The organism is Kosakonia beeri (assembly GCF_054165705.1).
The window spans coordinates 4,247,821-4,269,515 of record NZ_CM135106.1 but is presented as its reverse complement, the minus strand read 5'-3'; the positions used below and the strand labels follow the sequence as shown (position 1 = coordinate 4,269,515).

At 54.9% G+C, this 21,695-nt stretch carries 19 protein-coding genes; 11 read left to right on the top strand and 8 right to left on the bottom strand.

The annotated features are described in order from the left end of the window. Positions 1-19: 19 nt before the first annotated feature. From ACUY4S_RS20195 to ACUY4S_RS20180, 4 genes are read left to right on the top strand one after another with little or no spacing between them, the layout of a single operon-like run. A complete protein-coding gene (locus ACUY4S_RS20195; RefSeq protein ID WP_458021702.1) occupies positions 20-730 on the top strand; it encodes a hypothetical protein in 711 nt (236 codons plus the stop codon). 10 nt (positions 731-740) lie between these two features. After that, complete coding sequence (locus ACUY4S_RS20190) at positions 741-1,223, top strand: hypothetical protein (RefSeq protein WP_312686962.1); 483 nt, start codon at positions 741-743, stop codon at positions 1,221-1,223. A 51-nt stretch (positions 1,224-1,274) separates the two neighbouring features. Next, positions 1,275-1,751 (top strand): hypothetical protein, encoded by a 477-nt coding sequence (locus ACUY4S_RS20185; protein ID WP_458021701.1) that lies wholly within the window; start codon positions 1,275-1,277, stop codon positions 1,749-1,751. Between the two features lie 47 nt (positions 1,752-1,798). Continuing rightward, positions 1,799-2,215, top strand: a complete 417-nt coding sequence (locus ACUY4S_RS20180) for an IrmA family protein (RefSeq protein ID WP_458021776.1) — start codon at positions 1,799-1,801, stop codon at positions 2,213-2,215. A 48-nt stretch (positions 2,216-2,263) separates the two neighbouring features. Here ACUY4S_RS20180 and ACUY4S_RS20175 read toward each other — a convergent pair whose 3' ends face one another. Then, complete coding sequence (locus ACUY4S_RS20175; protein ID WP_312686964.1) at positions 2,264-4,423, bottom strand: TonB-dependent siderophore receptor; 2,160 nt, start codon at positions 4,421-4,423, stop codon at positions 2,264-2,266. Between the two features lie 402 nt (positions 4,424-4,825). On the opposite strand from ACUY4S_RS20175, the gene ACUY4S_RS20170 reads away from it, so the two are divergent. Genes ACUY4S_RS20170 through ACUY4S_RS20150 form a run of 5 tightly spaced genes read left to right on the top strand, consistent with a single transcriptional unit; the run spans position 4,826 to position 9,590 of the window. Next, complete coding sequence (locus ACUY4S_RS20170) at positions 4,826-5,653, top strand: ABC transporter ATP-binding protein (protein WP_312686966.1); 828 nt, start codon at positions 4,826-4,828, stop codon at positions 5,651-5,653. Continuing rightward, positions 5,650-6,675 (top strand): FecCD family ABC transporter permease, encoded by a 1,026-nt coding sequence (locus tag ACUY4S_RS20165; RefSeq protein WP_312686967.1) that lies wholly within the window; start codon positions 5,650-5,652, stop codon positions 6,673-6,675. The genes ACUY4S_RS20170 and ACUY4S_RS20165 overlap by 4 nt, the downstream gene beginning before the upstream one ends. Next, positions 6,672-7,724: a FecCD family ABC transporter permease gene (locus tag ACUY4S_RS20160; protein ID WP_312686968.1), complete on the top strand. Its 1,053-nt coding sequence runs from the start codon at positions 6,672-6,674 to the stop codon at positions 7,722-7,724. The genes ACUY4S_RS20165 and ACUY4S_RS20160 overlap by 4 nt, the downstream gene beginning before the upstream one ends. 15 nt (positions 7,725-7,739) lie before the next feature. Further along, complete coding sequence (locus ACUY4S_RS20155; RefSeq protein ID WP_458021700.1) at positions 7,740-8,687, top strand: iron-siderophore ABC transporter substrate-binding protein; 948 nt, start codon at positions 7,740-7,742, stop codon at positions 8,685-8,687. 9 nt (positions 8,688-8,696) lie between these two features. Next, positions 8,697-9,590 carry a MurR/RpiR family transcriptional regulator gene (locus ACUY4S_RS20150; protein ID WP_312686970.1) on the top strand — a complete coding sequence of 298 codons (894 nt, stop codon included), beginning with the start codon at positions 8,697-8,699 and terminating at the stop codon, positions 9,588-9,590. Positions 9,591-9,592: 2 nt separating this feature from the next. On the opposite strand, the gene ACUY4S_RS20145 is transcribed toward ACUY4S_RS20150, so the two are convergent. From ACUY4S_RS20145 to ACUY4S_RS20115, 7 genes are all read right to left on the bottom strand, one after another. Further along, positions 9,593-10,009, bottom strand: coding sequence for a helix-turn-helix domain-containing protein (locus tag ACUY4S_RS20145; protein ID WP_458021699.1), 417 nt, complete (start codon positions 10,007-10,009; stop codon positions 9,593-9,595). Then, on the bottom strand, positions 10,006-10,323 hold the full coding sequence (locus tag ACUY4S_RS20140; protein ID WP_458021698.1) for a type II toxin-antitoxin system HigB family toxin: 318 nt from the start codon (positions 10,321-10,323) through the stop codon (positions 10,006-10,008). The genes ACUY4S_RS20145 and ACUY4S_RS20140 overlap by 4 nt, the downstream gene beginning before the upstream one ends. Positions 10,324-10,389: 66 nt before the next feature. Beyond that, a complete protein-coding gene (locus tag ACUY4S_RS20135) occupies positions 10,390-11,562 on the bottom strand; it encodes a multidrug effflux MFS transporter (RefSeq protein ID WP_458021697.1) in 1,173 nt (390 codons plus the stop codon). 44 nt (positions 11,563-11,606) lie between these two features. Then, entirely contained in the window at positions 11,607-12,971 is a 1,365-nt protein-coding gene (locus ACUY4S_RS20130; protein WP_312686976.1) for an efflux transporter outer membrane subunit, read from the bottom strand. Between the two features lie 2 nt (positions 12,972-12,973). Next, entirely contained in the window at positions 12,974-16,081 is a 3,108-nt protein-coding gene (locus ACUY4S_RS20125) for an efflux RND transporter permease subunit (protein ID WP_312686978.1), read from the bottom strand. Then, positions 16,081-17,202, bottom strand: coding sequence for an efflux RND transporter periplasmic adaptor subunit (locus ACUY4S_RS20120; protein ID WP_458021696.1), 1,122 nt, complete (start codon positions 17,200-17,202; stop codon positions 16,081-16,083). Before ACUY4S_RS20120 ends, ACUY4S_RS20125 begins: the two co-directional genes overlap by 1 nt. 132 nt (positions 17,203-17,334) lie before the next feature. Next, positions 17,335-17,910 carry a TetR/AcrR family transcriptional regulator gene (locus tag ACUY4S_RS20115; protein ID WP_312686982.1) on the bottom strand — a complete coding sequence of 192 codons (576 nt, stop codon included), beginning with the start codon at positions 17,908-17,910 and terminating at the stop codon, positions 17,335-17,337. A gap of 487 nt (positions 17,911-18,397) precedes the next feature. Here ACUY4S_RS20115 and ACUY4S_RS20110 point away from each other — a divergent pair, with 487 nt between their 5' ends. Continuing rightward, entirely contained in the window at positions 18,398-19,351 is a 954-nt protein-coding gene (locus tag ACUY4S_RS20110; RefSeq protein WP_312686984.1) for a helix-turn-helix transcriptional regulator, read from the top strand. Between the two features lie 140 nt (positions 19,352-19,491). Then, complete coding sequence (gene foxA / locus ACUY4S_RS20105) at positions 19,492-21,585, top strand: ferrioxamine B receptor FoxA (RefSeq protein ID WP_458021695.1); 2,094 nt, start codon at positions 19,492-19,494, stop codon at positions 21,583-21,585. The last annotated feature ends 110 nt before the right edge of the window (positions 21,586-21,695 follow it).

Genomic DNA, 21,695 nt, shown 5'->3' with positions numbered 1-21,695 from the left:
GCAAGCAGGAGTCATTGGAATGATTACGTTAAAAGCATTACGTACAGCGATGGTGGCAGGTTTAATTGTGGCGCTGGCCGGTTGTCAGAGCACCGGTGGTACGGGCAGCAGCAATGGTTCTGTCGATCCCCGCCTGGCGAATAACCAGGACGTTGAGTTTTTTAATAAATCGGGCTGGCAGGCTTGCGCAGGCGGTGCCGCTTTAGGCGCGCTGGCGTGTGCAGTGAGCAACTCCAGTAATAAAGCACTCTGTATTGCAGCGGCGGCGATCGCTGGCTGCGGTGTGGGCGTGGGCGCTAACGCCTATCTGGATAATCAGCGTAAAAAGTATGCGTCCCAGGAACAGCAGCTGAATGCGGCCATTAAAGATATTCAGACTGAGAACCAGAAAATCCAGAATGCGACCAACGTGGCGAAAAGCGTGATCGCCAGTGACAAACAGACGCTGGATAAGCTGAATAAAGACATCGCGGCCAAAACCGCCAAAAAAGAAGACGTGCAAAAACAGGTTAAAAGCGTGGATGCCAACATTGCTTACCTGCGTAACACCATTGCCGACATGAAAAAACATGAGAAGCAGTGGCAGGACGTGTCCAGCGGGATTGGCAAAAGCGGTGCCGAAACGAAAAAACTGGACGGCGAAATTGCCGAAATGCACGCCAAAATCAACTCGCTGCAACAGGATCTGGACAGCCTTTACACTCAACGTACTGCGCTGAAAGTCAGTTAAGGAGAACAGAATGCGTTATGTATTGCTGGTGGTGGCTTCGGCCTTATTAGCGGGTTGCGCGACCAATGCGCGCGATTGCGATCCGACGACAGGCGATGTCAGCATTGTCACCAAATTTAACTGCAACTATTCCGGTACCTGGGATAAGCGCGTGGAGGAGAAGAAAAATACGCTCCAGCACGAGCAGGCGCTGAATAAAGAGTTTAAGGCGGTGTATGACGCCATTGAGCAGGAAAAAGCACAAAGCAACGCCAGCGTCGCCAGTAAGCGTAAGTCTCAGCAGGCGCTGGAGCGTTCGTTGAATAACCTTGTGGCGCAGTTAAAGTCAAAGACGCAGGGTAAAGCTGCCGCGCAGACAGAGCTGGCGAAACTGGAAAAAAGCATGAAAGAGGCGCAGAACCAGCCTTCGACCTCTGTAATGCAAAAGCAGATGGAACTGCAAAAATTGCAGGATCAGGTCACGCAGCTCCAGCAAACGCTTGATAGTCAATAATCTTTTCCCCCACGCGCGCTGGCGGGTGGGGGATTTATCGGAGTGATTGCAATGAAACGATTCCCTGTTGCAGCCGGGGCGATGGTACTGATGGCCGGGCTGAGTTGCGCGCATGCTGCGCCGCCGGAACCCGAGTTACTTTTTAATTGCGATTTGACGAACGGCAAATCTGTTACGGTTCGCGTGGACAATGGCGTTCCTGCCTATTCTTATGGCTCCATTGAAAAGCTGGAAATGGCCTTGCCGAAAATCACCGGCGATAAAACGCAGGTGCGTGCAGGTAAAACGGCATTTTCCGGCGGCGGTGCGAGCTGGTACCGTTTTATTAATGGGCGCTACAGCTATGTGGTGTATAGCGGTATCGGGAAAGGCTGGGAATTTACAGGTTTAAAAGTCTACCAGGGGCAAAAATTGATCATGAAGAAATCCTGCCAGCAAGGTGGTTTTCTGTCGAATCCGTACCAGGGCGAGAACCTGGTGAACGATGCCGACACCGGTGATGATGGCACCTACGGCTATGCTGAGTAAGCCGGGAGGATGTGGTGACTAAGTTGACGCTACAGCGCGCGGTGGTGATGACGCTTACGCTGGGGCTGGCGGGGCAGATTGCCGCAAGCCATGCGGAAAACCAGCGTTATATCAGCATTCGCAATACGGACAGTGTCTGGGTGCCGGGAAATATTTGTGCGTTACAGTTCCGGCTGGATAACGGCGGCAACGGCGAGGCATTTAATCATCTGGCGATCACGCTGCGCTTGAAAGATAAAACCGGTAAAACGGTGAGCGAAGGCGTCATGCAGGTTGAGCCTTTTGGCGACAGCGACGCAACACGCTCACAAAACGCCTTTCTGGAAAGCGAATGCCAGGAGGACGCCAGCCAGATTGAGATTGTCCAGGCAACGGAAGAGGTTAACGGCCAGCCGATGGCCTTACCGTTAACCACGTTTGATCCGCAGTTTTATCAGCCGCTGGTGATTAAAGTGGCTAAGTGATTTTGCTGTGGCTGTGGCACCCGAACCTGCTGGGTGCCCTGTCTTTCCTCAGAAATCCATCTTCACGGTAAACTGCACTTCGCGCGGATCGCCAACCTGATTGCCCAGGTTGTTAGTGGCAATGGACGAGGTGTAATAAGTCTTGTCGAAGAGGTTTTTCAGGTTTACCTGTAACGTTACCGGATATTGCAGTTTCATTTTGTAGGCCGCGAACGCATCGGCGACAACGTAGCCCGGCAGATAATAATCTGCACCGTTAGTGGCTGAACGGCGGCTTACGCCATGTCCGCCGCCACCCAGTGTCAGTGTATTCCCGGCAAACACATTATTGATGTCGTACGTCAGGAACAGCGAACCGGTGTGGCGCGGTACATTCGGTAGTGGTTTACCCGCGTAGTCCGGGTCTTCCAGCACTTTTGCCGCGGTATAGCTGTAACTGGCGATAACGTTCATATTCGGCGTCAGCGAACCGGCCAGATCCATTTCTATTCCCTGCGAACGTACCCGTCCGGCGGTTTTAGCTACCGTTTCATTGCCGACGATCTCGCTGTATAACACGTTGCGTTTATGGATATCAAATGCGGTGATATTGGCGGTAACACCATTGAACAGATCGAACTTAGCGCCCACTTCGTATGAAGTTGAGGTTTCCGGTGGCAGAGAGCCAATATAACTGGCGATAGACGACTGCGGCATAAACGCTTTTGCTACGTTGCCGAACAGCGAAACCGAAGGCGTCAGCTTATAGACCAGGCCAAATTTCGGCGTCCATTTCTCGTCGCTGCTGTCGGTATTCACGTTAAACGGGCGGCCTTTGCCTGCATATTGCGTGTAGTACTGATATCGCATACCGGCCACGGCGATCCATTTGTCTGTCAGGTACAGCGCATCTTGCACGTAGGCGGAGTAGCTTTCCTGCTGGATGGTCTGATCGCTGTCAGACGCTGATACTGAAGTACATTTGCTGGCGTTGCCGTAGGTGGGGTGATAGATATTGAAATCTTTCACGTTTTTACAACGGATCATGTCGGTGCGCAGCAGATCGTAATACTCATACGATACACCGGTCAGGATCTCGTTGTAGAAACCGCCGATGTCGACATTACCCTGCAGATCGGCGCGGGTGCTGTGCATGCGTTGGGTCGATCCCTGGGTGGCGTCGACACGGCGCGTCAGGTTGCCGGTTTTCGCATCATAGGCCATCACACGCGACTGATTATCACTGTACTTATCCTGGCTGTAGCCGTATTCAATTTTCCCGGTCCAGGCGCTGTTAAAACGGTACTCCGCATTCAGCTGTGCGATGTCAGATTCGCCATCGGTAATGTTAAACGGCTCATCAAAACGGGTTTTACGGTCAACATTTACCGCCTGTTTGGTGGTGAGATCGAAGAGAGTGCCACGATCGAAGGGGGTCTGATAATCACGGTGTGAATACATCACGTTGACGGTGGCGTTATCGCCAAACCATGTCAGCGATGGGGCGATAAATGTGCTCTTTTCTTTACCGAAACTGCGCCAGTAATCTTCATGCTGGTACTCGCCAATCAGACGATACGCCAGGCGTGTTCCTTCAATCGGGCCGGTGACATCAAACTGCCCGGTACCGCCACCAAAACTGGACGAGGTTGCCGAAATGGAGCCACCGAAGGTGGTTTCCGGGCGCTTCGTGACCACATTGATAAGCCCGCCAGGATCAAGAATGCCGTACAGCGTGGAGGCCGGGCCTTTCAGCACTTCTACCCGCGATGTTGCCGCATTAAAGCTACGTGGCACCACGGTGCGCAGGCCGTTGGTCATGATAGAACCATCGCGGTTAGCACCAAAACCACGGCGCACAAACGCATCCTGCGTGCCGCCCAGTGTGTTGGTTTGCACCACGTTACTGACGTTATACAACGCTTCGTCAAGGCTGGTGGCGTGCTGATCTGCCAGCACTTCATCGCTCACCGTGTTAACGACCTGCGGAATATCCAGCATTGGCATGGTGGTCAGCGTGGCAGCGGACGTATTCAGTGGCTGGTAGCCGGATGTTGCTTGTTTGTCTGCAGAAGAGGCGTCTGCGAGAACGGTTAAGGTATCACCGTCTTGCTTCTTCTCTGAAGGGGTTGCCGCGTGCGTGAAGGAGGTGAAAACCGATCCGACAACGATCGCGGAGAACAGCGCGCGACCTTTCCGCCCGGTAATACAACGAGTTAACTCAGCCATGTAATCTCTTTTCCCGAAAGGATCCTGCGAGCCACGCAGGAGTGAACGTTTTTTTAGTAATTGCTCTTTTGCACAGCGCTATCCGTTAGCGGTAATTTCCACATCGGATATGTAATTGAGAATCATTCAATCATGGCGTTTTGTAGTAGTAAATGGAAAAAGAAAGAATTTTGCTACAGTGCGACTTAAGACGAAACAAGGCGGTTATACCCTGTCCTGAAAATGATTAACTTATTGTATTTTAACTTTAAATATAAAAATGACAGACGCGGTTTCTGTTGTAGTGACAGCTTAAAAAGTGCTGCGGCTTTATCTCGCCACCAGGCTTGACTACTACATTAGCAAACGGCAATATCGAAAAGAGAATGATATTTATTTTTATTTGTCAGGGTAGCGCGCACCATGTCACAGCAAGGGGAACATCAGGCCAAAGGAGAGGGCGTTGTGCTGGAAAACCTCTCTGCGGGTTATCAGCAAAAGATCATCGTTAATGACATCAGTCTGGCGATCCCTGACGGTAAAATGACCGTACTGATTGGCGCCAATGGTTCCGGCAAATCCACGCTGCTTAGCACCATCGCCCGCATGCTGAAACCGCTGGGGGGCAGCGTTCTGCTCGACGGTAAAGCGATTCATCAGCAGCCCACCAAAGCGGTTTCTCGGCAGTTAGGTATTTTGCCGCAGTCGCCGATTGTGCCGGAAGGTCTGACCGTATTTGAACTGGTCTCTCGGGGGCGTTTTCCATGGCAGAGCTTTATGCGCCAGTGGTCCGAAGAGGATGAACTGGCGGTGCTGGAAGCGCTCAATCTGACGGGCACGGCTGACTTCGCTCACCAGACGGTCGACAGCCTCTCCGGCGGTCAGCGCCAGCGTTGTTGGATCGCCATGGCGCTGGCTCAGCAAACGCCGGTGATCCTGCTGGATGAACCTACTACCTTCCTTGATTTGCGTTATCAGGTAGAGATCCTTGAACTGCTACACGGTTTAACGCGCCATCATGGGCGCACGGTGGTGGTGGTGTTGCACGATCTGAATTTTGCGGTCAACTACGGCGATACGCTGGTTTTCCTGAAACAGGGGCATCTCCAGGCGGTACTTGAGGAAGGCGAAATCTGTACGCCGGAACTGATAAAACGCGTGTTTGATGTGGATGTGCAAATGTCTGTTAACCCGTTGACAGGGAAACCATTCTTTATGCCTTTTCGCAAGCCATATGGGCACAGTGAATGAGCCTCATTATGCTGGCGGCGTGCCGCCGTAACGGGCGCGCAGGCCTGGCGACGCTTGGGCTACTGATTGCATTGTTGATGGCGGCTGTGGCGCACCTTGCTATTGGCGCGCGGTACATTACTCCCTCAACAGTCATTCAGGCGCTGACTGATTTTGACCCGCGTAACTTCGAACATCGCGTGATCGTCAGTTTGCGCCTCTTGCGCATGACGACGGCTTTGTTCACTGGCGCAGCGCTCGGTGTTGCCGGGGCGCTGTTACAGTCGGTGATCCGCAACCCCCTCGGCGAGCCGCATATCCTGGGCCTGAATGCCGGTGCCGCGCTGGCTGTCGTGGCGACCACGGCGCTGGGCGTTGGCCTCGGCGATCCTTTGCTCAGCCGCCCGTTGATTGCAGCCGGGGGCGCGGCTGTGCTTTTTTCGCTGGTGATGGCGCTCTCCTCCTCCGGGCGGGCCGGTTTTACACCCCTGAAAGTGACACTTTGCGGGGTGGCGCTGTCGTCATTTGCCTCGGCCATTACGGCCGCCATCCTGATCCTTGATGAACAAACCTTGCTGAGCATGCGTACCTGGCTGGCGGGCGATCTTGCGGGCCTGAGCTGGGCATTGTTGCTGCATGCCGCACTGGCGGCGGCGGCCGGATTTGCGCTGGCGGTGTGGCTGTCACCTTCGCTGAATATGCTGGCGCTGGGCGATAGCATGGCGCGCGGGCTTGGCGTATCGCTGGGGCGCATCCGCGGGCTGTCGTTACTGGCGATCGCCTTATTGTGCGGTGCGGCGGTCGCGGTTGCCGGGCCGATGGGGTTTATCGGCCTGGTGGTACCGCATGGGGTACGGCGCCTGGCGGGTGAGGACTTACGTGTGGTCGTGCCGTTATCCGCTCTGGCTGGTGCGCTGCTACTGTTACTGGCGGATATAGCCGCCCGCACGTTGTTGTCGCCCCAGGAGCTGGCAACCGGGGTGATGACGGCGCTGGTGGGCGCACCGGTATTTATTGTGCTGGCGGCGAGGTTCTTTAAATGAGCGATGCGCAGCATCGCGCCGGGTTGCATGGACTGCGTTGGGGGCGTTTTTCCCGGCTGTTGCGCCCGCAAACGCTTCGCAGGATTGCGGGCCTTGCGTTGCTCGCGCTGCTTTTGCTGCTTTACGGCGTCACACAAGGTTCATTGCCCATACCGGTTTCGGCGATGGGGCACGCATTACTGCACCCTTCTGCACTCAGCGCCGGGCAACAGTATGTGCTGTGGGATATTCGCCTGCCGCGTGTGCTAATGGCGCTGTTATGCGGGGCGATGCTCGGCCTGGCCGGAGCCGCTATGCAGTCGATCACCCGCAATGGGCTGGCGGACCCTGGCCTGATTGGTGTGAAAGAGGGGGCCAGCGTGGTGGTGTTAACGCTGGTGCTGTATTTCCCTGCGCTTGGGCTGGTGTGGCGACCGCTGGCAGGGATGGCGGGCGGCCTGTTGGCTGCGGGGCTGGTAACGGGGCTGGCGCGTGATGTTTCACGCCCGCGTTTTGTGCTGTTGGGCATTGGCGTTTCCTGGACGTTCGCCGCCGGGATCGGCGTTTTTATGACCACCGCCGATGTGCGGGATGTACAAACGGCGATGATGTGGCTGGCGGGTAGCCTGCATGCCGCCACCTGGCCTTTACTGATGGTGGCGCTGGGCTGGGCGTTACCGGCTACGGCGCTGCTGTTGATAACGGGGCGTGCCGCAGAGCTGGCGTTGTTGGGCAAGCCTGTGGCAACCGGGCTGGGTGTCAACCTTGCGCGGCTGGAACCGTTGCGGTTTATTGCGCCGGTATTGCTGACCGCCGCCAGCGTCTCTTGTGTGGGCAGCATCGGTTTTGTTGGATTGATGGCACCGCATATGGCGCGCTTTCTGCTGCGTGGCGGCCAGAGCGCGTTACTGTGGGGGAGCGCCATACTGGGAAGTTTACTGGTGTTACTGGCAGACTCGCTGGGCCGTCTGGCCTTTGCGCCGCTACAGATCCCGGCAGGGATCGTGATTTCGCTGATTGGCGGGCCATTTTTCCTGTTGCTGCTGTGGCAGCGGCGGGATCGTTTATAAAGTTTAAGGAGCCGTATGCGCTTTTTTCTTTCACTGTTGGTGCTGGTGGGGCTGAGCGTCAGCGCTGCTGAGCCAACCCAGGCTTTTACCGACGATCTGGGGCGGGTGGTTACGGTGCCGTTACACCCTAAACGCATTGTTTCGTTGCACGATCTCGATATCACTATTCCGCTTATCGAACTGGGTGTACCGCCGGTGGCCAGCCACGGGCGTACGCGCCAGGACGGCAGCCACGTGTTGCGCTCCAGCGCCTTGCTCACCGGGATCGATTTCGACAACGCGGATATCCAATTTATTGGTTCTGCGGATATCGATCTTGAGGCGATTGCGGCGGTGAAGCCGGATTTGATCATCACGGAACCCAGCCGCAACACGCCGGTAGAGCAACTGGCAAAGATCGCGCCGACGGTGAGCATCGATCATCTGCAGGGAGGCGCGCCGGAAATTTACCGCAAGCTGGCGCAGCTCACCGGTACACAACCGCGGCTGGCCCTCCTTGAGCGCCGCTATCAGGAGCAAATTGCGGTACTGAAAAAGACCATTGATACCCCCAATATTACCGTGTCGGTGATCCAGGCAAATAACGGCAAAATCAATGCCATGCACAGCTATCATTCGCTAGGACGGGTGTTGCGTGACGCCGGTTTCCGTTTCCCCAAATTGATTGATTCCATTCCCGATGGCGGGCGAATCGATGTCAGCGCTGAGCGGTTGCCGGAGCTGGATGCGGATTTTGTCTTTGCCACCTGGCGCGGCGATACCGGGGGGAAGCCACAGGATGAGATGGCGGCAATGGATGCGGTCATGCCAGGCTGGTGCGATTTTCTGACCGCCTGCCGCAACGGTCGCTATGTGCTGATTTCACGCGAAGAGGCTATCGCCAACTCTTTTGCCTCTCTTGGCCTCATGGTGGCGCAGGTGCAGTCGCAAATCGCCGGGCGGCCTCTGCCGCAGGCGAAGTAAGGATCGGCTATGTTGAACATGAAAAAAGCGAAGAGCCGCGTGGATGTGTACGGCGAGCGTTTTCGTGCACGGGGGCATGCCCTGTCGCCGCGGTTACAGTCCGTTGCACGCTATATCAATGACAACCGTGAAGGGGTGCTGGAGCAAACGGCCCTTGAGATCGCCAATGCCACGCAGACCTCGGATGCCACGGTAGTGCGAGCCATCCAGGCGCTGGGTTTTGCCGGGCTGCGCGATCTGAAACAAACGCTGGAGCACTGGTTCGGCCCGGCAGTTTCATCGGCAGAAAAGATGACTACGACGGTTAATGCGCTCTCTTGTGACGTCAATTCGGGGATCGATTTTGTGCTGGAAGGGCATCAGCACACCTGTGAAGTTCTCTCCGCACCGGATAATCGCTATGCTATCGCGCAGGCTGTCGCTTTACTGGTTGATGCCCGTCAGGTCGCCATTTTCGGCATTGGTGCATCGGGTATTCTGGCGGAATACACCGCGCGGTTATTCAGCCGTATTGGCCTGCCTGCCACGCCGCTCAACCGTACCGGGATTGCGTTATCGGAGCAGTTAATCGCGCTCCAGCGTGGCGATGTGTTGATAATGATGGCGCAAAAATCGGCGCACAGAGAAGGGCTGACCACCCTGAAAGAGGCGCGACGGTTGGGTATTCCGGTCATTTTGCTGACCAATGCTGTCGCGTCGCGTTTTAGTCAGGAAGCGGATGTGGTGATCAATGTGCCGCGCGGCGGCGAAAAAGGCAAAATTCCGCTGCATGGCACGGTATTACTGTGCCTTGAGATGATTGTTTTGTCCGTTGCCTCCGCCACTTCGCAGCGGGCAATAAAAACGGTGAAACGCATTAATGAGTTTCACCGTGGGTTAAAACCGGGCGGGAAAAAGGGTTAGGATTAAGAGATAAACATCAATGGTGAAAGGCCAAAGCGCGCGGCTAGCTTTTTGATATGATTAATATTGAGCTGGCGTTCACCACTTAGCACACGCGATACCATCGATTTGCTGCCGATTTCATGTTGGAAGTCACCGAGGGTGAGTTTGTGTTGATCCATTAACGTTCTTAAAACTGCCAGCCCGCCAGGCAAAGAAGCCATCTCTTCACGTAATGCGATGATCTCCGGCTGGTTATTCTCATACGTACTGATCCTGGCACAAACAATATCCAGCAAAGGGCTGCGTGGATTATTCATTAAAAGATGTTCTACAAGCTCAAGGGCGTCCTGATAATCTTGCTCGCCAGGATGTTCTCCCAGCAGGGGGACAGCTGCAATCAGCGCATCGGTTGCTTTCAGAGCGTCTGCGACAATCATATTTTCTTCCCCTTTGTACGATGCTGTTCCGTAAAGCGGTCGTACTCTTTATGTGTGAATATATGGCGTATATAAAACTTTTGACTTTCGAAGAAAATCAGGGCAATCAGTCTGAGATTATTGTTGGCAATATCAATGACATAATATTTGCTAAGGTATTTAAAATTATCCAGTGTTGGGTATAACTTTTTAAGGTCATCTGGCGTTGAGCAATTCGCTTTTTCGACCGTTTTTGCCAGTGTCAGGAGTTCAACTTTGTACTGAGGAAAACGCTGTATCGCTTCCTGAATTGCTTTCATTGATATCAAATGCATCCCTGCTTGCCCTTCGCGTCCGTTGCCAATCAGTCAATTTTATTAGTTTGTTGCCATTTGGTCAACTTAACCGCGTTGCTGGCTACAATGCCGCCCGCAAAAATGAATCACCGTGGCGGCGCTGTAGGCCAGCACTATGGCGAAGCTCATTTTCCACATTGCTTCGCCACCGAGCCCGGACAGCGGTGCAGCAATGCCGCCAAAAACAAACATCAGCATACCCAGCAGTGCCGAGGCAGTACCCGAATGGTGTGCGTCGACGCTGTTCATCGCCGCCGAACCGGCAATGGTCGAAATACCGCTGTTGATAGCGATAGTGAAAAACAACCCCACCAGCGACAGTATGGACATGTTGAACCAGGCAAAAACGGCGGTCATCAACGCCAGCAGCACCGCCAGTGCCAGACCATTTTTTAACAGCGCAGCACCGCGAATGTGGCGTGCCAGGCGAGCGAAAATCAACGCGGAAATGATCATGCCCACGCCGTTAATACCAAACACCAGGCTGAACTTTATGGGCGTCAGACCGTATTCGTTTTGCAGAACAAACGACGAAGAACCGATATACGAAAACAGTCCGGCTAGCATAAACGCTTGAATAAAGCAGAAGGTGGAAAATTGCCGGTTTTTCAACACTATCAGCGATGTTTTAAGCAAACTTTCACCGCTGCTTTTCACCTGCAATGTCTCTTTTAGCAACAGCGCAGCGCAAAGCATCAGCACCACGCCGATAATAGCCATGGTCCAGAACAGCGCGCGCCAGTGCAGCAATGCCGTGATATAACCGCCGAGTAGAGGGGACACAATGGGCGCGATGCCGGTAATCGTCATCAACAGAGCAAAAAATTGCGTCAGCTGAGTCCCCTGATATTTGTCACGGGCGATAGCGCGGGACAGTACCGACCCACCGGCACCCGCGATCCCCTGCACAAAGCGCCAGAAGATCAGCCAGTGGATATTGTGCGTACTGGCGCACAGTACCGACGACACAATAAACAACAGTAGCGACAGTAGCAGCGGACGTTTACGCCCCATCCTGTCACTCAGCGGCCCAAAAAAGAGCTGCCCAAGGCCTAAGCCAATCAATGACGCTGTGAGTGAGAGCTGGGTTAAGGTGTTGGTGGTATCCATTTGCCGCGTAATGTCTGGCAAAGCGGGAAGGTAGAGGTCAGTGCAAATGGGCCCGATGGCCGTCAGCATGCCGAGTACGATGGCATACGCAGGGGAAATCCGTGACATAACAAACTCCGAAAAGAGAGCGCCGGAAAAACCGGCGCCAATAATTAACGCACACCGCCGCCGAGTGATTGCCAGAGCGTGACCCGGTTTTCCAGGTCCGTCTGTTGCAGGGAGATCAGCGACTCTTGCGCTGACCACAGCGTGCGTTGCGCCGTTAGCACGGAGAGATAATCCCCCGTCCCTGCGCGGTACTGACGTTGAGAAATATCCAGCGCTTTTTGCTCTGCCGCGACGTACTGGCGTTGTGCATCCAGTTGCTCATTCAGCGTTTCGCGACGAGCCAGTGCGTCGGCAACATCTTTAAACGCACTCTGAATCGTCTTCTCATAGGTGGCAATCAGCCCCTTTTTCTCGGCTTCGGCGTAGCGCAATTCCGCCATATTCTTGCCCCCGGTAAACAGCGGCAGAGAGATGGAGGGAGCGAATGACCATACCTTCATACCATGGCTAAACAGCGAAGAGAGCGAGTCGCTGCCCACGCCAGCGCTGGCAGTCAGCGAAATGGTCGGGAAGAAATTTGCCCGCGCAGCGCCAATATTGGCATTGGCGCTCTTCAGGTTATGCTCCGCTTCCTGAATATCGGGGCGGCGTAGCAGCACAGACGAGGAAACCCCGGCCGGCGTCAGCGTGATGCTGTTGTCGGCAAGACTTTCCAGCGTGCCTGGTAGCAATGAATCGGGTACGGTATCGCCCGCCAGCAGGTTGAGGGCGTTTTTATCCTGCACGACTTGTGTCTGGTAGCTGGCGACGCTAGCGCGCGCCTGCTGGAACACGGCCATCGCTTCGGCGGTATCTGCAGCGGCGGCTACGCCAATCTGCTGTTTGCGTTTGGCGATATTCAGCGAGTTTTGCGCGCTTTCCATTGTCTGTCTGGCTAACGCCAGATTACTGTTATCCGCTGCCAGTGTGACCCAGGCGGTGGTGATTTCCGCGACCAGGCTCAGGCGGGTATTTTGCGCGGTATATTCACTGGCAAGCCAGGTTTCACGCTCTGCACGTGTCAGGCTTTGATTGCGTCCAAACAGATCCAGTTCAAAGCTGGAGACGGCGCCATTGGCTTCGGCGCTGTTGGTCAAACCGCTGGAGACGGTGCGGCTGCGGGTATTGCTCAGTTCAGCGTTAACGGTCGGAAATAACGCGGAGCGGTCTTCTGCATACAATGCGCGCGCCGCGTCAATATCCGCAATCGCTTTTTGCACATCACGGTTTTTCGTCAGCGAGTTGCTGACCACCTGTTTCAGGCGCTGATCGTTAATGATCTCCTGCCAGTCGGCGGCCACAGCTTGCGCCTGGCCGCTGGTCCCCGGAAGTGTTGCAGGGATAGGGGCTTGCGGGCGCTCAAAGGTCGGGTCTAACGAGACACAACCGGCGCTCAACAGAGCCAGAAAAAGAACACTGATACGCAACATAATTACTCCTGACGTGCGCGTTTACCGGCGAAGAGTTTTTTCACCAGCACAAAGAACAAGGGAACAAAGAAGATCGCCAGCAGTGTTGCTGTGAGCGTCCCGCCGATAATCCCGGTACCGATGGCGACGCGGCTGTTTGCCCCGGCGCCCGTGGCAACCGCCAGCGGCATCACCCCGGCGATAAAGGCCAGCGAGGTCATCATAATGGGGCGCAGACGAGTCCGTGCGGCACGCAATGCCGCGCGGGACAACGACGAACCTTGTTGTACCGCCGCTTCGGCGAACTCCACAATCAGGATGGCGTTTTTCGACGACAGGCCAATGGTGGTCAGCAGCGCGACCTGGAAGTAAACATCGTTACTCAGCCCGCGCATCCACGCCGCCAGCGCGGCACCCAGTACGCCAAGTGGGATCACCAGAATGACCGAGAGCGGCACCGACCAGCTTTCATACAGCGCCGCCAGACAGAGGAACACCACCATAATCGAGATGGCGTACAGACTCATGGCCTGGCCACTGGCGAGTTTTTCCTGCAATGACAGGCCGCTCCACGCCCAGGTTGTTCCGGCGGGAAGATTGTCGGCCAGGTTTTCCATTTTGGTCATCGCCACGCCGGAGCTGAAGCCGGTGGCGTTTTCCCCCTGGATCTCATATGCCGCTGAACCGTTGTAACGCACCAGACGTTCCGGGCCGTACTCCCAGTGGGTAGTGGCGAAGGCCGAAAAGGGCGTCATGTCGTCATTGCTGCCGCGGACGAACCATTTGTTGAGATCGGCAGGCGCGGCGCGCGAGTCGCTATCGCCCTGGATGTATACTTTTTTCACACGGCCACGGTCGGTAAAGTCGTTCACATACGTGCCGCCCCAGGCGCTGGAAAGCGTCGACGTCACGTCGCTCAACGACAGGCCGAGCGCCACGGCTTTATTGTTGTCGATATCTACCTGCAACTGCGGCATTTGCGGCAGGTCATTAGCGCGCACGGCGTGCAGTTCTGCGCTCTGGTTGGCACTGCCCAGCAACTGATTACGGTACTTCAGCAACTGGTCACGATCGGTGCCGCCGCTGGCCAGCAGTTCGAAGGTGAAGCCGTTACTTTGCCCCAGACCGTCCACCGATGGCGGCGTCATAGCGAAAATGCTGGCATCACGAACGCTGCTCAATTCGCGACTGGCGCGTAAGGCAATGGCCTGCGCGGTATTCTCCTCCCCGGCACGCTGCGACCAGTTTTTCAGCGAGACGAACGCCATACCGGCGTTTTGACCACTGCCGCTGAAGCTAAAGCCGGTGACGGTAAAGATGGCCTCGGTATTGGCTTTTTCTTTATTCAGGAACCAGTCGGTGACCTGGTTGGCAACTTCTTCGGTACGGTTGGCTGTTGCCCCGGCTGGCAAGGTGAACTGCACCATAATTTCGCCCTGGTCTTCCGTTGGCAGGAAGCTGCCAGGCAAACGCCACATGACAAAGGCCATGGCGGCGCAGAGCACGGCGTAGGTGCCGATGACCGTCACGGCACGGCGCAGCACATGCATCACGCCGCGCTGGTATTTATGCTCGGTGTTGTTATAGAAGCGGTTAAAGCCGCCGAAGAAGCCTTTTTTATGCGGCACGCTGTGCTGCATTACCGCGCCGCAGAGCGCTGGGGTCAGGGTTAAGGCCACCACGACCGACAGCGCCATGGCGGAGATGATCGTGACCGAGAACTGACGATAAATTACTCCGGTCGAGCCTCCGAAGAATGCCATCGGCAGGAACACCGCCGAGAGCACCAGCGCGATGGCGATCAGCGCTCCGGAGATTTCGCCCATCGATTTAATGGTGGCTTCACGGGCGGGCAAGCCTTCGTCGCGCATAATACGCTCGACGTTTTCCACCACTACGATGGCATCATCCACCAGCAGACCTATCGCCAGCACCATGGCAAATAGCGTCAGGGTGTTAATGGAGTAACCAAACAGCGCCAGGACTCCGAACGTACCGAGCAGCACTACTGGCACGGCCAGCGCCGGGATCAGCGTGGCGCGGATATTTTGCAAGAACAGGTACATTACGCAGACCACCAGAATGATGGCTTCGATCAGCGTCTTCACCACGTCCTCAATGGAGATCTTAATAAATTCCGTACTGTCTTTCGGGTAGGCCACATCGTAGCCCTGAGGCATGCTGTGACGGTATTCGGCGATTTTATTTTTTACCAGCGTGGCGGTATCCAGCGCATTCGCGCCCGGGGCCAGCATGACAGCCAGACCCGCCGCGGGGTGACCGTTGAGTTTGGCGATAGCGTTATAGTCTTCGCTGCCCATTTCCACCCGCGCAACGTCTTTCACCCTAACTACCGCGCCGCTGCTTTCGCTCTTGATGATGATGTCCTGAAACTGTTCAACGGTTTGCAGGCGGGACTGGGCGCGCACCGTGGCGGTGAGCTGCTGCGTGCTGGACGAGGGCAGCGCACCGATTTTACCGGCGGAAACCTGCACGTTCTGCGCTTCAATGGCAGATTCCACATCCGACGGCATCAGCGAGTAGGAGGCCAGCTTGGTCGGATCCATCCAGATGCGCATGGCGTATTCCGCCCCGAACACCTGCAGGCTACCCACGCCGTTTACACGTGCCAGCGGATCCTGCATGTTGCTCACCAGCCAGTCGGCGATATCGGAACTGGTTGCCCGGTCCGTTTTATCGTACAGGCCCATAATCAACAGGAAGTTGCTCTGAGATTTCACCACCGTCACACCGGACTGGGTGACTTCGGTCGGCAAACGGGATTCCGCTTGCTGCACTTTGTTCTGAACCTGAACCTGGGCGGTATCCGGGTCGGTGCCTTGCTCGAAGGTCACAGTAATGTCCACTTCGCCATCGGAGCTGCTGGTCGATGAGAAGTAGAGCAGGTTATCCAGCCCGGTGAGCTGCTGTTCAATGACCTGGGTGACACTGTTTTCGAGCGTCTGCGCCGAAGCGCCCGTGTAGGTCGCGCTGATTTTCACTGCGGGCGGCGCAACATCCGGATACTGCGCAACCGGCAGCGTACGGATCGCCAGAACACCGGCCATCATGATTAAAATGGCAATCACCCAGGCAAAAACCGGGCGACGCACAAAGAAGCTGGAGAACATCAGGCTTTTCCTCCGTTGGCTTCCTGTACCTCTACGGCTTTCACCGGCGAACCGGCGGCAACTTTATCTGTGCCTTCGACGATCAGTTTGTCACCGCTTTGCAGACCTTTTAACACCAGCCATTTGTTGCCATAGGCGTCGCCGGTTTCCAGTGTGCGCTGTTCAACCTTGTTCTGCGCGTTAACGACCAGCGCGGTGGCATTGCCTTTGGCATCTCGGGTTATACCTTGTTGCGGCGCGAGGATGGCATTCGCCATGGTGCCTTCTTCAACGCGGGCACGCACAAACATACCCGGTAGCAGTTGCTGGTGTGGGTTCGGGAATACGGCACGTAATGTTACGGAGCCTGTGGATTCGTCCACGGAGACTTCAGTCAGTGCCAGACGGCCTTTTTCACTGTAGGTGCTGCCATCTTCCAGCGTCAGCGTGACAGCCAGCGTATTACTGTCGCTGGCAAGCGCTTGCTGGCGAAGACGCAGCAGGTCGACGCTGGAGCGGGTGAGATCAACGTACATCGTGTCCAGACCACGTACCGTTGCCAGTGCGGTGGTCTGCTCTGCTGTCACCAGGGCACCAGGCGTTACTGATGAGATGCCAATACGACCCGCGATGGGTGAAGTGACGGTTGTCCAGTTCAGGTTGATACGCGCGGTTTCCAGCGCGGCTTTTTTCGATGCCACGCTGGCGCGATCCTGGGCGCAGGTGGATTGCGCATCGTCAGCATCCTGACGAGAAACGCCGTCCTCTTTGACCAGCTGCGCATAGCGGCTGGCTTTCTGGCAATCAGAAACCACCAGGGCCTGCGCTTGTTTCAGGGCCGCATCGGCCTCGTCAAAAGCGGCGCGGTAACTCGAAGGGTCGATCTGGTAAAGCGCCTGTCCGGCTTTTACCGTATCGCCTTCTGTGAACAGGCGTTTTTGAATAATGCCGCCGACTTGCGGGCGTACTTCCGCCGACAGGGAGGCGGTAGTCCGGCCGGTCAACTGGCTGCTTACGGCAAGCGGCTGACTTTTTAGCGTGACGATACCGACTTCCTGGGTGGGTTGTTGTGCAGGTGGCGTGGCGTTGTCGCAACCAACAAGTGCGAATGCGGCCACTAAGGTCGTTTTTATCAGCTTCATTTTCTTTTCCTGGCATGAGCGAAGCCTGCCCGTTTATTTAAACAGGGTTAGGCGCAGGCGGACGTGCTATATATTTTGGATATAGCAATGTGTAGGTTAAGGTTTATATTCCCTTAATTTTTTTGAATTATTTTATATATCGGAAAATAGCATTGTAGTGATTTCCTGATACAGCTGTTGTAATTGCGCCGGGTCGCATTTTTGCGGGGTTAAACGGCGGAACGTCGTGCCTTCCATTAGCGCGGCCAATAACTCCACACAGCAGCGAACACGCTCAGGGTTGAGGTGCGGGTGTCTGCTCTGCATATGGTTACAGGCATTTTCAAACATACGGGCATCGGCTTCGATCATCATGGCCTGCACCTGCGGATTACGCGTGGCCTCTGCCGCCATTTCCAGCATCAGCGCATCGTCATCCGGGCTTAAGGTATGCCGCCACGCGAGCACTTCCGGCAGGTGCGTGGTTTCAGTTTTGTCTTCCATTTCGGCAATGCGATAGTCGATGATACGGCGGATCATCTCTTCAATAATCGCGTCTTTACTGACGAAGTAGCGGTAAATCTGCCCCACGCTTAACTGAGCTTCCAGGGCAATCTGCGACATGCTGGCGGCATGAAACCCGCTGACGCGAAAACGGCGACGCGCAGCGGCGATGATCTCGTCTTTACGCTGCTGGTGGCGCTGTTCCTGCGATGTTTTTGTCTGCATCTCATGCCCTCGGTTGTATCAGTTTTGAGAACGATCGTTCTCATGCCGGATAAGAGTAAACGAAATTATGTTTTCCGTGTAAGTATTTTCTGAACAAATATTGGCAATTTACAAAACTTGACGTTATGAAGAAATAATGAAGAAGCATGAATAAATTGCGCGGAAGAATAATAGCGGGGTGAGATGGAACTAATTTGTAGAGATTATGATTTATTGCAAATTTATTAAACAGGTACGCGTAAATAACATCTCTATTTTTATGGAGATGATTCTCTTACTACTGATAAAGAAGAAAAAGTTTGTTGGTGGTAGGTTCCGGATTGAGTTTTACCCTCATGCCTGGCAATCCGCTGGCGTGTCCGATAGCGGTTTGTATGTGAGAATAGTTCTCAATATTATTGAAGCTGACAGACGTGAATGGTAAGGTGTTAGCCGTTTCGCCCCGCCCGGGGCAAAGGGTTCGACGGGATTGCGATGGCTGCCAGCTATGCAAAAAAAACACTTTTCGGTTGAAGATTTTATCGTTTTTGGCGAACGCTACGGGATCGATTATCGCTTCCCGGCGTTGGCAACCGATCGATCCCTTAATAAAGAGCAACGCATTGTGATTCAGGGGGATGTTGAAGAGATGACGCTCTCTTCCGGCCTTAACCTGACCAGTTCGGATGTGCGTGTGCTTCAGCCGTATGAAACCACCTCGTTGCACAGTTGCCCCCTTTATATGCTTGTCGTCCTTGAAGGAAGCGTCATGCTCCGTCTTGGTGGGCAGGAATATGTGGTTCGCGCCGGGATGGCGTTTACTTCACGCCTCAGTGAACATCAGGTGATGAATGCCAGCCATCAGCCGGATTACCAGTTGCGCACCCTTTCGCTGGGCGTCGATCCTGACCGGTGCTGGCACTCGCCATTATTAACGGCGCTGTTGCAGCAATGGGAAACGCAAGGCGCTCCTACGTTTTTATGGCAGGTGCCGCCTTTTTTACTCGCCGGTTTGCAATCGACCCAGCAGACGACGCTGCCGGGTTTATCCAAACAGTTGATTCTGGAAGGGGTCATATTGCAACTGTTGGGGCACGCGCTGGGGCAATGCTTGCAGGGCAATGATAAGCGTAGCGCGGCTCCCTGCGGGGAGCGGCACCGCCTGGAAACCGTGCGCCGTTTACTGGAGCAGCAACCTGAGAAAGAGTACAGCCTGAGCGGGCTGGCGCAGCTTGCGGCGATGAGTTCCAGCAGCCTACGGGTTAAATTTCGCCAGGCTTACGGGCAATCCGTTTTTGATTACCTGCGCGACTGCCGTCTTGAGATGGCGAGGCGTTATCTGGCGCAGGGGTACAGTGTGCAGCAGGCGGCATGGATGTCGGGTTATCAGCACGCCACCAATTTTTCTACAGCGTTTCGTCGTCGCTACGGTGTGGCTCCCAGCGAAATTCGCGCCTCCTGACATTCCCCGGAGACTCTCGTTCCCCCTGCTTGTGCTGTTTTGTCATCACGCATATGCGACTCGTCATTGCGCATAGCTATTGCGCATTCCAAAAGGGTAATAATTCTTATTTACAATAATAACGGCTTCTGGAGAGTTTCATGTTCGCAAAAACGCGACTGGCGTTAATGATTGGCTGCATCACCGGCGGGATGAGCGTATCGGTTCTGGCTCAGGAAAACACAACCAGCAACGATACGGTGGTGGTTACGTCGCAAATGCAAAGCGGAGCGACCAAACTCGAAACGCCGGATATCGAAACGCCGCAGGCGGTATCAATTGTGACCCGGCAGCAGTATGAAGAGCAGGGGGCGGTGAGCGTGCGCCAGGCGGTAAGCTATACGCCGGGGGTGTACAGCAACCAGATCGGCGCGTCGAACCGTTTTGACTATATTGTGTTGCGCGGCTTTTCCGATGGCAGTCTGGATAACATTTATCTCGACGGACTGAAGATGATGGGCGACAGCAATTCGCACAGTTCTCTGGTCATTGATCCCTGGTTCCTCGACAGCATTGAAGTGGTACGAGGCCCTGCATCGGTGCTATATGGCCGCTCGTCGCCGGGCGGTATTGTTGCGCTGAATTCCCGTAAACCGTCGTTCGATCCTGGCGGTGAAGTCAAATTATTTGCCGGTAACAACAATCAACGCGGCGCCGCGTTTGATGTGACGGGGCCAGTGGATGACAACGATCGCGTGGCGGTAAGGTTAACCGGTATGACCCGCTATGCAGACTCGCAATTCGATCATTTGCAGGAGCAGCGTTATGCCATTGCGCCGAGTTTGACATGGCGTATCACCGATAAAACGCGGCTTGATGTGATGGCTTATTTGCACCGCGATCCGGAAGGTGGCAGTCACTCCGGGCTGCCTTATGAAGGGACGGTCGTTGCCCACGCCGGGCAGAAAATCGCCAACACCTTTTTTGAAGGCGAAGATAAGTACGATAAATATGACCGCCGTGAAAACATGGTCGGTTATAACTTTGAGCATGCGTTTGATAGCGGCTGGTCAGTGCGCCAGAAGCTGCGTTACCTGCGCACCAAAGTCGATCTTAACCAGGTGTATGCTTCAGGCTGGCTGAACGATAGCGAGCTGAATCGGGGTTATTCCGGATCGGATGAGTCGTTGTCGGCGGTGACGCTGGATAACCAGATTGATGGCAGTGTGGATACCGGCATGATTAATCACCGCGTACTGGTGGGTATCGATTATCAGCGCCGCAGCAATAATGTGACCGCCTCGTATGGCAGTTTCCCGGCGATTGATGCCTTCAACCCGACATATGGTGCCGATCCGCTGTCAATTTCCGTATATAGCCGGGAAAAGCATAAGCTGGAGCAGACCGGGATCTATGTGCAGGATCAGATGTCGCTCGATCGCTGGCGTCTGACATTGGGCGGCCGCCACGATCAGGTGAAGATCACTAACGTGAATAAGATCGATGACACCCAGGATACACTGGATCAAAACCATTTCAGCAGCCGCGGCGCATTGATGTACCTGTTTGACAGCGGCTTTGCACCTTATGTCAGCTACTCCACGGCGTTTACGCCAACCAGTTTTACCGACGAGAATGGCAAGATCCTCAAGCCGATGAAAGGTAAGCAGTGGGAAGCAGGGCTGAAATTCCAGCCGGAAGGATCACAGACGATGTATAGCGCGTCGGTGTATCGCATCAACCAGGAAAATATTGCCACTAAAGTGGAACCCACCGATCCGTACCGTTCGATCGGTGAGATCGAATCGGAAGGGATTGAACTGGAAGCCGTGGGTCAGTTGACGGACAACTTCCGTTTGCAGGCGGCGTACACCTATAACGATATTCGTTATAAGAAAAGCAGCGCAGAAGAGCAGGGCAAACGTGCGGTGTATGCGCCGCGCAACCAGGCCAGTGCATGGCTTAGCTACGACGTGAAAGCCGGGCCGCTGGCTGGCCTGACTGTCGGCTCCGGCGTGCGCTATGTGAATGGCATTACCTCCGATCGCCAGAATACACATACGCTACCGTCTTACACACTGGTAGATATGGCCGTCGGTTACGATCTGTCGCACGTCGGTCTGAAAGGGTTGAGCGCGCAGGTCACCGTCAATAACCTGACAGACAAACGTTATATTGCGGCCTGTAACTCACTCACTTACTGCTACTTTGGTGCCGAGCGCAATATTGTTGGCAGCCTTTCTTACGCTTTCTAATGCCTAAAAGCCCGGTAAACCACCGGGCTTCCTGCGTTTTATCATTTTCTTATGGCGACGGTTTGGTCGATAATGGCCTTTCTCTTTTCCGGCGTATTGGTCATGCAGCC